At 58.1% G+C, this 13,336-nt stretch carries 11 protein-coding genes; 6 read left to right on the plus strand and 5 right to left on the minus strand.

Going from position 1 to position 13,336, the window contains the following annotated elements; genetic code table 11:
• Positions 1 to 146 precede the first annotated feature (146 nt).
• On the minus strand, positions 147 to 2,369 hold the full coding sequence (locus tag QRN50_RS11925) for an NADP-dependent isocitrate dehydrogenase (protein WP_003405089.1): 2,223 nt from the start codon (positions 2,367 to 2,369) through the stop codon (positions 147 to 149).
• Between the two features lie 618 nt (positions 2,370 to 2,987).
• Complete coding sequence (gene cspD, locus QRN50_RS11930) at positions 2,988 to 3,266, minus strand: cold shock domain-containing protein CspD (protein ID WP_080267645.1); 279 nt, start codon at positions 3,264 to 3,266, stop codon at positions 2,988 to 2,990.
• 225 nt (positions 3,267 to 3,491) lie between these two features.
• Here cspD and clpS point away from each other — a divergent pair, with 225 nt between their 5' ends.
• Positions 3,492 to 3,854: an ATP-dependent Clp protease adapter ClpS gene (gene clpS / locus QRN50_RS11935; RefSeq protein ID WP_003405085.1), complete on the plus strand. Its 363-nt coding sequence runs from the start codon at positions 3,492 to 3,494 to the stop codon at positions 3,852 to 3,854.
• A 30-nt stretch (positions 3,855 to 3,884) separates the two neighbouring features.
• Positions 3,885 to 6,158, plus strand: coding sequence for an ATP-dependent Clp protease ATP-binding subunit ClpA (gene clpA, locus QRN50_RS11940; RefSeq protein ID WP_003317954.1), 2,274 nt, complete (start codon positions 3,885 to 3,887; stop codon positions 6,156 to 6,158).
• Between the two features lie 117 nt (positions 6,159 to 6,275).
• On the opposite strand, the gene infA is transcribed toward clpA, so the two are convergent.
• From infA to aat, 3 genes are all read right to left on the minus strand, one after another.
• A complete protein-coding gene (gene infA / locus QRN50_RS11945; RefSeq protein WP_002553999.1) occupies positions 6,276 to 6,494 on the minus strand; it encodes a translation initiation factor IF-1 in 219 nt (72 codons plus the stop codon).
• Between the two features lie 101 nt (positions 6,495 to 6,595).
• Entirely contained in the window at positions 6,596 to 7,303 is a 708-nt protein-coding gene (locus QRN50_RS11950) for an arginyltransferase (protein WP_003405082.1), read from the minus strand.
• A 48-nt stretch (positions 7,304 to 7,351) separates the two neighbouring features.
• A complete protein-coding gene (aat, locus tag QRN50_RS11955) occupies positions 7,352 to 8,041 on the minus strand; it encodes a leucyl/phenylalanyl-tRNA--protein transferase (protein ID WP_003405081.1) in 690 nt (229 codons plus the stop codon).
• A gap of 468 nt (positions 8,042 to 8,509) precedes the next feature.
• Between aat and ftsK the strand changes: the two genes are divergently transcribed.
• The 4 genes from ftsK (at position 8,510) to crcB (ending at position 13,331) form a co-directional block, all read left to right on the plus strand.
• Positions 8,510 to 10,915: a DNA translocase FtsK gene (gene ftsK, locus QRN50_RS11960; RefSeq protein ID WP_003405080.1), complete on the plus strand. Its 2,406-nt coding sequence runs from the start codon at positions 8,510 to 8,512 to the stop codon at positions 10,913 to 10,915.
• Between the two features lie 77 nt (positions 10,916 to 10,992).
• The gene (lolA, locus tag QRN50_RS11965; protein WP_003405079.1) at positions 10,993 to 11,616 is read left to right on the plus strand and encodes an outer membrane lipoprotein periplasmic chaperone LolA; all 624 of its coding nucleotides are present in this window, start codon (positions 10,993 to 10,995) and stop codon (positions 11,614 to 11,616) included.
• A gap of 18 nt (positions 11,617 to 11,634) precedes the next feature.
• Positions 11,635 to 12,957 (plus strand): replication-associated recombination protein A, encoded by a 1,323-nt coding sequence (locus QRN50_RS11970; RefSeq protein ID WP_003405078.1) that lies wholly within the window; start codon positions 11,635 to 11,637, stop codon positions 12,955 to 12,957.
• Positions 12,957 to 13,331: a fluoride efflux transporter CrcB gene (gene crcB, locus QRN50_RS11975; RefSeq protein WP_011268268.1), complete on the plus strand. Its 375-nt coding sequence runs from the start codon at positions 12,957 to 12,959 to the stop codon at positions 13,329 to 13,331. The genes QRN50_RS11970 and crcB overlap by 1 nt, the downstream gene beginning before the upstream one ends.
• Positions 13,332 to 13,336 lie beyond the last annotated feature (5 nt).

Raw genomic sequence — 13,336 nt, forward strand, 5'->3', positions numbered from 1 at the left:
GTGATGGTGTGCTTGAGCAGGCATCTCCCTGGTGCCCGGGCTTACACAGGTAGCTGACATTTTCCATGGATAAAAAAATCCCCGGCAACAAGCCGGGGATTTTTTGTGAGACGGTGCATTTTTTATGCGCCGCCTTGGATTGCCTCTTACAGCGCGGCGATGGCCGCGTTGAGCGTGGCGCTCGGGCGCATGGCCTTGCTGGTGACTTCCGGGTTAGGGAAGTAGTAGCCGCCAATGTCCACCGGCTTGCCCTGAACGGCGTTCAGCTCGGCAACGATTTTTTCTTCGTTGTCGGTCAGGGTCTTGGCCAGCGGCGCGAACTGCGCCTTGAGGTCTGCGTCGTCGTTCTGAGCAGCCAGTGCCTGGGCCCAGAACAGGGTCAGGTAGAAGTGGCTGCCGCGGTTATCAATACCGCCGACCTTGCGCGAAGGCGACTTGTTGCGGTCCAGGAACTCGCCAGTGGCCTGATCGAGGGTCTTGGACAGAACCAGCGCTTTCGGATTGTTGTAGGCATGGCCCAGATGCTCGAGGGACGCCGCCAGGGCCAGGAATTCGCCCAGCGAATCCCAGCGCAGGAAGTTTTCCTCGACGAACTGCTGCACGTGCTTCGGAGCCGAACCACCGGCGCCTGTTTCGAACAGACCGCCGCCGTTCATCAGCGGAACGATCGACAGCATCTTCGCGCTGGTGCCCAGTTCCATGATCGGGAACAGGTCAGTCAGGTAGTCGCGCAGAACGTTGCCGGTCACCGAAATGGTGTCCTTGCCTGCGCGAGTGCGTTCCAGGGTCAGCTTCATCGCGTCGACAGGTGACAGGATCTGGATATCCAGGCCCGAGGTGTCGTGATCGCCCAGGTACTTGCGCACTTTTTCGATCATCACGCTGTCGTGGGCGCGGGATGAGTCCAGCCAGAAGATAGCCGGGGTGTTGCTGGCGCGGGCACGGTTGACGGCCAGTTTCACCCAGTCCTGGATCGGTGCGTCCTTGGCCTGGCACATGCGCCAGATATCGCCGGCTTCGACGTTCTGTTCCATCAGCAGGTTGCCCTGGCTGTCTGTTACGCGAACCACGCCGTTGGTCTGAATGTGGAACGTCTTGTCGTGGGAGCCATACTCTTCGGCCTTCTGAGCCATCAGGCCGACGTTCGGTACGCTGCCCATGGTGGTCGGGTCGAATGCGCCATTTTTCTTGCAGTCTTCGATGACCGCTTGATAGATGGTGGCGTAGCAGCGATCCGGAATGACGGCCTTGGCATCGTGCAACTGACCGTCTGTGCCCCACATCTTGCCGGAGTCACGGATCATTGCCGGCATCGAGGCGTCGACGATGACGTCGCTCGGCACGTGCAGGTTGGTGATGCCCTTGTCGGAATTGACCATCGCCAGCTGTGGACGAACGGCGTAGACCGCTTCGATGTCAGCCTTGATCTCTGCCTGCTTGTCAGCGGGCAGGGCAGTGATGCGCTCGTACAGGTCGCCGATGCCGTTGTTCAGGCTGAAGCCGATCTGCTTGAGCGTATCAGCGTGCTTGGTCAACGCATCCTTATAGAACTCGTCGACGATCTGGCCAAACATGATCGGGTCGGAGATCTTCATCATGGTGGCTTTCAAGTGCACCGAAAACAGCACGCCCTGCTTGCGGGCGTCTTCGATTTCGGCAGCAATGAAGCTGCGCAGGGCCTTGGCGCTCATGACCGAGCAGTCGACGACTTCGCCAGCCTTGACGGCGGTTTTTTCCTTCAGGACGGTGGTGGTGCCGTCCTGAGCGACGAGTTCGATCTTGACGGTATTGTCGGCCGCGATCTCGGCGGCTTTTTCGCTGCCGTAGAAGTCGCCGTTGCTCATGTGTGCAACGTGAGCCTTGGAGTCAGCCGACCAGGCGCCCATCTTGTGCGGGTGCTTGCGCGCGTAGTTCTTGACCGACAGCGGGGCGCGGCGATCGGAGTTGCCTTCGCGCAGAACCGGGTTCACGGCGCTGCCCTTGGTCTTGTCGTAGCGTGCGCGGGTTTCTTTTTCCGCGTCAGTGGCAGGGTTTTCAGGGTAGTCAGGAATGTTGTAGCCCTGATTCTGAAGCTCCTTGATGGTCGCCTTCAATTGCGGGACCGAGGCGCTGATGTTAGGCAGCTTGATGATATTGGCCTCTGGCGTGGTAGCCAGTTTGCCCAGCTCGGCGAGATGATCCGGCACTTTTTTGTCGGCAAGCAATTCCGGGAAGCTGGAAAGAACACGGCCCGCCAGAGAAATGTCGCGTGTTTCCACGTCGATATCGGAGGTCGCTGTGAACGCTTCGATAATGGGCAGCAGGGAGTAGGTGGCGAGGGCCGGAGCTTCGTCGGTGAAGGTGTAGATGATCTTCGAGCGGTTGGACATTCGTATTAACTCTCTTTTGCTGAGCATGCACAAAATCTCGATACGCGCATTGTAGGCGCGCTTGCCCACGGTTCGGCCATGAGCCAGGTCGAGGTTTATTCGCGGTGATGTTGGGTGCATCAGTCGAGCGTCAAGCTGTCGGGTCAGGTAGCAGCCCGACGCATAAGGAAGGCCGAGGGTCAGAATCCAGACGGGTCGGCCTTGATGACTCTGCGGTCACGGCGCGAGTATATCAAACCATTGGCACCACGCATTAATGCTATGCGAGCTATCGAAAAATGAATATCCGCCGTTGGTCGAACGCGCGGTCTTTCAGGCCGGGTTCGGGAATGCTTGCATGCGGGCCTGCACGCCTTGAGGCGGAGGATCAGATGGGAAGGGCAGAGTTTCGTTGCTCAGGATGGCTCGGGATAAACGAAGTGAACGTTCTGGATTGGAGTCTGGGCATCCGCGGTGCAATAACCGCTAATACGATACCCCGGGGAGCGCGACGGGTATAAAGCAGACCAATGTCTCTGTCTGTTTTATGTGTCCGGCAAAGCTCATTGCATGCTTCTGCCAATTCGGCGGGCTCTGATGGCTGCCGTTATACATCAACTGATTTTTTCCACACGAGCATCAGGCGTCCGCGTGAGCGTGGTCCTGCTGAAGCAGCGGCTGGGTATCTTTTGCCAGATCCTGCTTTTTTTCTTCCGAGCTGTTGATTTTTATCGCTTGAAGCCCTTTTGGGCCGTGGGCGACTTCAAATCTGACTTTCTGGCCAGCCTTGAGAGTTTTGTAACCGTCCATTTCGATGGCCGAGAAATGAACGAACAGATCCTCGTCACTCTTGCCTTCAGCGTTTATGAACCCAAACCCTTTTGCATTGTTGAACCACTTGACTTTTCCTTCAATCATCACCATCTCCCTCTGCAAAGGACTCCGTCAGGAGTATCATCCACTTCAATCCGCTCCCCACCCAAAAAAATTTTGGTTGACTGCGCGGACCCTTTTTACCCAATGTGGGCTCTATTGTTTGTAACACCGTTTAGCTGATAGTCAAGGTCATGTGGCAGCCCATTTAAAAACCGTCCAGACTGCGACTAAATTGCTCAATCCGCCCTCAAACGAACATTTCTTTCCATGCATGCATTCAGCAAGATTCGACTAACATTCAATCAGGATGATCCGCAGTCGCACGAGGACGACTCGGCGGGCATTGCGGTGCAGGACGCCAAGCCGACCCTGCAGGCGCCACCGATGTACAAGGTGGTTTTATTCAACGATGACTACACCCCGATGGATTTCGTCGTAGAAGTGCTCGAGGTGTTTTTTAACCTGAATCGTGAGCTGGCCACCAAAGTCATGCTGGCCGTCCATACAGAGGGACGGGCAGTCTGCGGATTGTTTACCCGCGACATCGCCGAGACCAAGGCAATGCAGGTCAATCAATACGCCAGGGAGAGCCAGCATCCGCTACTCTGTGAGATCGAGAAGGACGGTTAAACGCCGACCACTTGGGTATGAGGTGAAGCTATGTTAAACCGTGAGCTCGAAGTCACCCTCAATCTTGCCTTCAAGGAGGCACGTTCGAAGCGTCATGAGTTCATGACGGTCGAGCATCTCCTGCTGGCTCTATTGGATAATGAGGCTGCAGCCACTGTCCTGCGTGCCTGCGGCGCAAACCTCGATAAACTCAAGCATGATCTGCAGGAGTTCATCGACTCCACCACCCCGCTGATCCCCGTGCATGACGAGGATCGCGAGACACAACCGACGCTCGGGTTCCAGCGCGTGCTGCAACGGGCAGTCTTCCATGTGCAGAGCTCCGGCAAGCGCGAAGTGACCGGTGCCAACGTACTGGTTGCGATTTTCAGTGAGCAGGAAAGCCAGGCCGTATTTCTGCTCAAGCAGCAGAGCGTGGCCCGGATCGATGTCGTCAACTATATCGCCCACGGTATCTCCAAGGTGCCAGGGCATGGCGAACACTCTTCTGAAGGTGAGCAGGATATGCAGGACGACGAGGGCGGTGAAGCATCTTCCTCAGGCAATCCTCTGGATGCCTATGCCAGCAATCTGAACGAGTTGGCGCGTCAGGGACGCATCGACCCACTGGTCGGCCGCGAAAGCGAAGTCGAGCGGGTGGCACAGATTCTGGCTCGTCGTCGCAAGAACAATCCTTTGCTGGTCGGTGAAGCGGGCGTCGGTAAAACGGCCATCGCCGAAGGGCTCGCCAAACGCATCGTCGACAATCAGGTGCCTGATCTGCTTGCCAACAGTGTCGTCTACTCGCTCGACCTGGGCGCGTTGCTGGCCGGGACGAAATACCGCGGCGATTTCGAGAAGCGCTTCAAGGCGTTGCTCAACGAGCTGCGCAAGCGTCCCCAGGCGATCCTGTTCATTGACGAGATCCACACGATCATCGGTGCCGGCGCAGCTTCTGGCGGGGTAATGGATGCTTCCAACCTGCTCAAGCCGCTGCTGTCTTCCGGCGAGATCCGTTGCATCGGTTCGACCACCTTCCAGGAGTTTCGCGGGATTTTCGAGAAGGATCGTGCCTTGGCGCGTCGTTTCCAGAAAGTCGATGTGTCCGAGCCTTCGGTCGAGGACACCATCGGTATCCTGCGTGGCCTGAAAAGCCGTTTCGAGCAGCATCACAGCATCGAATACAGCGACGAAGCCCTGCGCGCTGCCGCCGAGCTTGCATCGCGCTACATCAACGACCGTCATATGCCTGACAAGGCCATTGACGTGATTGATGAAGCGGGTGCGTACCAGCGTCTGCAGCCGGTCGAAAAGCGTGCCAAACGTATCGATGTGCCCGAGGTTGAAGACATCGTTGCCAAGATCGCGCGTATTCCGCCAAAACACGTCAACAGCTCCGACAAGGAACTGCTGCGTAACCTGGAGCGCGATCTCAAGCTCACTGTATTCGGACAGGATGCGGCGATCGACTCGTTGTCGACGGCGATCAAGCTGTCTCGCGCAGGTCTCAAGTCGCCTGACAAGCCGGTCGGTTCGTTCCTGTTCGCCGGTCCTACGGGCGTCGGCAAGACCGAGGCGGCTCGTCAGCTGGCCAAGGCACTGGGCGTCGAGTTGATCCGTTTCGACATGTCCGAGTATATGGAACGGCACACCGTTTCCCGTCTGATCGGCGCGCCTCCGGGCTATGTCGGTTTCGACCAGGGCGGTCTGCTGACCGAGGCCATTACCCGTCAGCCACATTGCGTGCTGTTGCTCGATGAAATCGAAAAGGCTCACCCGGAAGTCTTCAACCTGCTTCTGCAGGTGATGGACCACGGTACGCTGACCGACAACAACGGGCGCAAGGCGGACTTCCGCAATGTGATCGTGATCATGACCACCAACGCCGGGGCCGAGTCTGCTGCGCGGGCTTCGATCGGTTTCACGCATCAGGACCATTCGTCCGACGCGATGGAAGTGATCAAGAAGAGCTTCACGCCAGAGTTCCGCAACCGCCTGGATACCATCATTCAGTTCGGTCGCCTCAGCCACGAAGTCATCAAGAGTGTGGTCGACAAGTTCCTCACCGAGCTTCAGGCCCAGCTGGAAGACAAGCGCGTACTGCTCGAAGTGTCCGAGGCGGCGAGAAGCTGGCTGGCGCAGGGTGGTTACGATGCAGCAATGGGTGCCAGACCGATGGCTCGCCTGATTCAGGACAAGATCAAACGGCCACTCGCCGAAGAGATCCTGTTCGGCGAACTGTCAGAGCATGGCGGCGTGGTTCACATCGATATCAAGGATGGCGAGATCACCTTCGATTTCGAAACCACGGCGGAAATGGCCTGATAGCCGACGCCTCGCCCCGCATCATTGATCGATGCGGGGCAGGTCGAGGGCATCGGACGTAAAAAACAGGCATACAAAAACGCCCGGCTTATGCCGGGCGTTTTTGTTAATGCCTGTTTAACGAGCGCGGTAGGTGATGCGCCCTTTGCTCAGGTCGTAGGGCGTCAGCTCTACACGCACTTTGTCACCGGTCAGAATACGGATGTAGTTCTTGCGCATCTTGCCGGAGATATGCGCGGTTACGACGTGCCCGTTTTCCAACTCCACGCGAAACATGGTGTTGGGCAGGGTGTCGACGACAGTGCCTTCCATTTCGAAGCTGTCTTCTTTCGACATGCAGTAAAGCCCTCGGTATACAAATGAGTGGCCCGGTGCAAGTGGCGCCAGGCAAAAGCGGCGTGCATTGTGCCCGAAAAAACCAGTTTAAGCCAAGGGGTTCAATACAGAGTGACCCATCTTTGATTGGTGAGCAGCTCGATGGGGCGATATTGGGTCTTGTAATTCATCTTTTTGCAGTTCTTGATCCAGTAGCCCAGGTACACCGCCTGCAGTTGAAGTCTGGCAGCCTCGGCGATCTGCCACAAAATGGCGTAACGGCCCAGACTGCGGCGTTCTTCATCGGGTTCGTAGAACGTGTAGACCGCGGAAAGTCCGTTGGGCAGCAGGTCGGTGACGGCAACTGCCAGCAAACGTTGATCGACACGAAATTCGTAAAAGCGCGAAAAAGGCAGATCGCGAACCAGGAATGTCGAAAATTGCTCCTGGCTCGGCGGAAACATGTCGCCGTCAGCATGACGTTGTTCAATATAACGCTGATAAAGATCGAAGTATTCCTGAGTGAACGCGGGCTTGGCGCTTTGCACCTGAATGTCGACATTGCGTTTCAGAATGCGTTTTTGCTGACGGTCGGGTACGAAGAGGTTCACCGGAATGCGCGCAGGCACACAGGCACTGCAGTTCTGGCAGTGCGGGCGATAGAGATGGTCACCGCTGCGGCGAAACCCCATGTCCGACAAGTCAGCGTAGACCTGTACGTCCATCGGCTGGCTGGGGTCCAGAAACAGGGTCGTCGCCTGCTCTTCGGGCAGGTAACTGCAAGTGTGCGGTTGAGTGGCATAAAACTTCAGCCTCGCCAGCTCTGTCATGGTCGTCGCCTAATGGTGAATCCTTACCCATGAGTGTATGCCAGCCTGTCAAACTCGCCTAGCTGACCAGTCGGCGTCGGTCGGCTGATCCAGATGGCGGGACAGGTAATCGGCGAAGGTCTGCCGGGGAATGGAGCGCGCGCCGAAGCTATGCAAATGTTGCGTGGGCATCTGGCAGTCGATCAAGACAAATCCCCAGGCAGTCAAATGTTCCACCAGGGTGGCAAAACCGACTTTCGAGGCATTGTCTGCCCGGCTGAACATCGACTCGCCGAAAAACAGCTGGCCCATTGCCAGGCCGTACAGCCCGCCGACCAGCTCATCCTGATCCCAGACCTCGACGCTATGTGCGTGACCGCGGCGGTGCAGTTCGACATAGGCCGCCTGCATCGAGCCGGTTATCCAGGTTTCGTTGGCATAACTGCGAGGGGCGGCGCAGGCCTTGATCACGCTGGCGAAATCCTGATCGAAGGTCACCCGATAGCGCGACTGGCGCAGAACCTTGGCCAGGCTGCGCGAAATATGAAGTTCTTCGGGAAACAGCACCGTGCGCGGATCGGGAGACCACCAGAGAATCGGCTGCCCGTCCTGAAACCAAGGAAAGCAGCCGTGTCGATAGGCGCTGATCAGGCGATCGGCTGACAAGTCTCCGCCTGCGGCGAGCAAACCGTTGGGTTCACGGAGGGCTTTTTCCAATGGGGGAAAATCGAGGCTGTTGCGGTTCAACCAGGTCAGCATGGCATCACAACTTTACGGAAGGGGAGGGCGCACCTGTCTGTGAGTGCAACTCTGTGCGACAGGTGTGGTCACAAGCGGTTGTCATTATGGCGCGTACCTTGTGCATGCGGTAGGGCGCGAGCCGCGCAGCGGTCATGTGGCCGTTCAAGTTGCAGACTGTTGATAGAAACACGTCATAAGCCTTTGTCACAAAACGTAATGCATGCTCAAATTGAACATCGTCAGTGAAGGTGAAGGCATGTTCCGGCTTGCGGAACCGTCTGAAGTGGATCTGGTGTGTTTTCGTACAGACTCAAGTGGCTGTAAAACCGTACAATGCCTGTTTTGGGCGTTATCATTCAAGCGTCTGTCGACAGGCTTTCCCGCTGTCTGTACTCCCTGTCCATGCGGGAGCAGTCAGTGCCGTCCGACAGCCGTTTCTGGTCAATCAACGAGATGTTCGCGCTACCGCGCAGGAAATAAAGCGTTTTGAAGAAATCCACCCCAGCACCCAGCGCTGTCCCGCTCTGGCGACAGCAATTGCACTACCGGCTCAAGGAAGGGGCCCTGATCGCCTTTGGCGCACTGTGCCTGTATCTGATGATGGCCTTGCTGACCTACGATCAGAGCGATCCCGGCTGGAGCCACACCAGCAGCAATGCGGCACAGGTGCAGAATGCCGCAGGACGTGCAGGTGCGTTCTGTGCCGATATTCTGTTCATGATTCTGGGCTATTTCGCCTACATCTTCCCGCTGTTGCTGGCGATCAAGGCCTGGCAGGTGTTTCGCCATCGCCATGAGCCTTGGCAATGGAGCGGCTGGCTTTTCTCCTGGCGTCTGATCGGGCTGGTGTTCCTGATCCTGGCGGGCGCTGCGCTGGCGCATATCCACTTCCATTTCTCGGCCGGCTTCCCGGGCTCGGCAGGCGGTGTACTGGGCGAAGTGCTCGGCGATCTGGCCAAGAAAGCGCTGAATATTCAAGGCAGCACCTTGCTATTCATCGCCCTGTTTCTATTCGGTCTGACCGTGTTTACCGACCTGTCCTGGTTCAAGGTGATGGATGTCACCGGCAAGATCACCCTCGACCTGTTCGAACTGTTTCAGGGCGCTGCAAACCGCTGGTGGACTGCCCGCGCCGAGCGCAAGCAGATGGTTGCGCAGCTGCGTGAAGTGGACATGCGCGTCAACGATGTGGTCGCGCCTGTAGCGCCCGATCGGCGCGAGCAGGCCAAGGCCCGAGAGCGTCTGGTGGAGCGTGAAGCGTCGTTGAGCAAACACATGACCGAGCGCGAAAAGCACGTGCCCGCAGTCATCGCGCCAGCGCCTTCGAAGCCTGTAGAGCCCAGCAAGCGTGTGATGAAGGAAAAGCAGGCCCCGTTGTTCGTGGACAGCGCAGTTGAGGGTACTCTGCCGCCGATTTCCATCCTCGACCCTGCGGAGAAGAAACAGCTCAACTATTCGCCGGAGTCTCTGGCGGCTGTCGGCCACCTGCTGGAAATCAAGCTCAAGGAATTCGGTGTGGAGGTGTCGGTAGACTCCATCCATCCCGGTCCGGTGATTACTCGTTACGAGATCCAGCCAGCCGCCGGCGTCAAGGTCAGCCGCATTTCCAACCTCGCCAAGGACCTTGCGCGTTCGCTTGCCGTGACCAGCGTGCGTGTGGTCGAGGTGATTCCGGGCAAGACCACGGTCGGTATCGAGATCCCCAACGAAGACCGCCAGATCGTGCGCTTCTCCGAAGTGTTGTCGACCCCCGAATACGATAACGCCAAGTCGCCCGTCACCCTGGCGCTGGGCCACGACATTGGCGGCAAGCCGGTGATTACCGATCTGGCCAAGATGCCCCACCTGCTGGTAGCCGGTACGACCGGTTCCGGTAAGTCGGTGGGTGTAAACGCCATGATCCTGTCGATCCTGTTCAAGTCCGGCCCGGAAGACGCCAAGCTGATCATGATCGACCCGAAGATGCTCGAACTGTCCATCTACGAAGGTATTCCGCACCTGTTGTGTCCGGTGGTCACCGACATGAAGGACGCCGCCAACGCCCTGCGCTGGAGCGTTGCCGAGATGGAGCGTCGTTACAAGCTGATGGCGAAGATGGGTGTACGTAACCTGTCCGGCTTCAATCAGAAGGTCAAGGAAGCCCAGGACGCCGGTGAGCCGCTTGCCGATCCGCTGTACAAGCGCGAAAGCATTCATGACGAAGCGCCGCTGCTGAGCAAGCTGCCGACCATCGTCGTGGTGGTGGACGAGTTTGCCGACATGATGATGATCGTCGGCAAGAAGGTCGAAGAGCTGATCGCACGTATCGCCCAGAAAGCGCGTGCTGCGGGTATCCACCTGATTCTCGCGACCCAGCGTCCGTCAGTGGATGTGATCACCGGTCTGATCAAGGCCAACATTCCGACGCGTATGGCGTTCCAGGTGTCGAGCAAGATCGACTCGCGGACCATCATCGACCAGGGTGGCGCCGAACAGCTGTTGGGCCACGGCGATATGCTGTACATGCCGCCAGGCACCAGCCTGCCGATTCGTGTGCATGGCGCGTTCGTTTCCGACGAAGAAGTGCATCGTGTGGTAGAAGCCTGGAAGTTGCGAGGTTCCCCGGACTACAACGACGATATTCTCGCTGGCGTCGAAGAGCCCGGCAGCGGCTTTGATGGCGGTAGTGGCGAGGGCAGTGAAGACAGCGAAAGCGACGCGCTTTACGATGAGGCCGTCAAGTTTGTGCTGGAAAGCCGCCGTGCATCGATTTCCGCCGTACAGCGCAAGCTGAAGATCGGCTATAACCGCGCAGCACGCATGATCGAAGCGATGGAAATGGCAGGGGTCGTGACCTCCATGAATACCAACGGTTCGCGTGAAGTCCTGGCCCCCGGGCCGGTGCGCGACTGATTTTTTACCACCCCGTATTGCGGCGACGGCGTGCACGCCACGCCGTCGCATCATCATCGACTTCAAAGAGGAATCCAATGCGCCTTATCCGCATGCTGTTGGCCACCGCACTGACCTTCTCCATGATCCCCGCCCATGCCGACAGCAAGGACGTGGCGCGCCTGACCCAGTTGCTGGAGAAATCCCAGACCCTGACCGCCCGCTTCTCGCAACTGACGCTGGATGGTGGCGGTACCCAGTTGCAGGAAACCACCGGCGAAATGGCCCTGCAGCGCCCCGGCTTGTTCAACTGGCACACCGATGCGCCACAGGAACAGTTGATGGTCTCGGACGGCAAGAAAGTTTCGCTGTGGGACCCTGATCTGGAGCAGGTCACGATCAAGAAACTCGATCAGCGCCTGACCCAGACTCCAGCCTTGCTGCTGTCCGGTGACGTATCGAAGATCAGCGAAAGCTTCGACATCACCGCGAAAGAAGCAGGTGGCGTGATCGATTTCACGCTCAAGCCCAAAACCAAGGACACGCTGTTCGACAGCCTGCGCCTGTCGTTTCGCAACGGCATCATCAACGACATGCAGTTGATCGACAGCGTCGGGCAGCGCACCAATATCCTGTTCACCGGGGTCAAGGCCAACGAGTCGATCGCAGCCAGCAAGTTTCAGTTCCAGATTCCCAAGGGCGCTGATGTCATTCAAGAGTAAAAGGGCCGATTTCTGACCATGGATTTGTTCAGCCGCGAACCGATAGCCCAGCCTCTGGCTGCACGTTTGCGTGCTACCAACCTGGATGAATATGTCGGTCAGGAACATGTACTTGCCCACGGCAAGCCTCTGCGTGAGGCGCTGGAGCAAGGCGCACTGCACTCGATGATTTTCTGGGGGCCGCCCGGCGTGGGCAAGACCACCCTGGCGAAGCTGCTGGCCAAGGTGTCGGACGCGCACTTCGAGACGGTTTCGGCGGTGCTCGCCGGGGTCAAGGAAATCCGTCAGGCAGTGGAAGTGGCCAGGCAGCAGGCCGGACAGTACGGCAAGCGCACCATCCTGTTCGTTGACGAAGTGCACCGCTTCAACAAGTCACAGCAGGACGCCTTCCTGCCTTACGTCGAGGACGGTACGCTGATCTTTATCGGCGCGACCACCGAAAACCCCTCGTTCGAACTCAACAACGCCTTGTTGTCCCGGGCGCGTGTCTACGTGCTCAAAAGCCTGGACGAAGCGGCGCTGCGCAAGCTGGTCAATCGTGCCCTGACCGAAGAGCGCGGGCTGGGCAAGCGGCAACTGACCCTGAGCGATGAGGGGTTTGCGATTCTGATGTCTGCCGCCGATGGCGACGGTCGGCGCATGCTCAACCTGCTGGAGAACGCTTCGGATCTGGCCGAAGACGGCAGCGAAATCGACGTCGGGCTGCTGCAAAGCCTGTTGGGTGACAGTCGACGCCGCTTCGACAAGGGCGGCGAGGCGTTCTATGACCAGATATCGGCCTTGCACAAGTCGATTCGCGGTTCAAATCCCGATGCGGCGCTGTACTGGTTTGCGCGGATGATCGACGGCGGCTGTGATCCACTGTATCTGGCGCGCCGCGTGGTGCGCATGGCCAGTGAAGATATCGGCAATGCCGATCCTCGTGCGCTGCCCTTGTGCATGTCCGCCTGGGATGTACAGGAACGCCTTGGCAGCCCCGAGGGCGAGCTGGCGGTCGCACAGGCCATTGTCTATCTCGCCTGTGCGCCGAAAAGCAACGCGGTCTACATGGCGTTCAAGGCGGCCATGCGTGAAGCGGGTGAGCACGGTTCGCTGGAGGTTCCGCTGCACTTGCGCAATGCGCCTACCAAGCTGATGAAGCAGCTCGGTTATGGCGAAGAATATCGCTATGCCCATGATGAGCCTGATGCTTACGCAGCTGGCGAAGACTACTTTCCAGATGAGCTGGAGCCACGGCAGTATTACCAGCCTGTGCCTCGCGGTCTGGAGCTCAAGATCGGTGAAAAGCTCAGGCATCTGAACGCATTGGACGATGCCAGCCCTCGCAAGCGGAGAAAGTGATGATTCAGACTATTCTTGCGGTGTCGATTGCCGGGATCGCTGGTACATTATTGCGCTTTGCGACAGGCACCTGGGTCAGCGCCAACTGGCCACGTTATTTTTACGCGGCGACGCTGGCAGTCAACATCGTCGGGTGCCTGATCATCGGTGTACTGTACGGACTGTTCCTGCTGCGTCCGGAAGTACCCATCGAAATTCGTGCCGGCTTGATTGTCGGTTTTGTAGGCGGTCTGACGACCTTTTCATCCTTTTCACTGGATACGCTGCGCCTGCTGGAAAGCGGGCAGGTACCGCTGGCCCTCGGCTATGCCGGTATCAGTGTATTCGGCGGGCTGCTCGCAACCTGGGCTGGCCTGTCCCTGACCAGACTTTGATAGAC

This window comes from Pseudomonas sp. MEJ108, from assembly GCF_030208985.1.
GTDB classification, from domain to species: Bacteria; Pseudomonadota; Gammaproteobacteria; order Pseudomonadales; family Pseudomonadaceae; genus Aquipseudomonas; species Aquipseudomonas fragariae.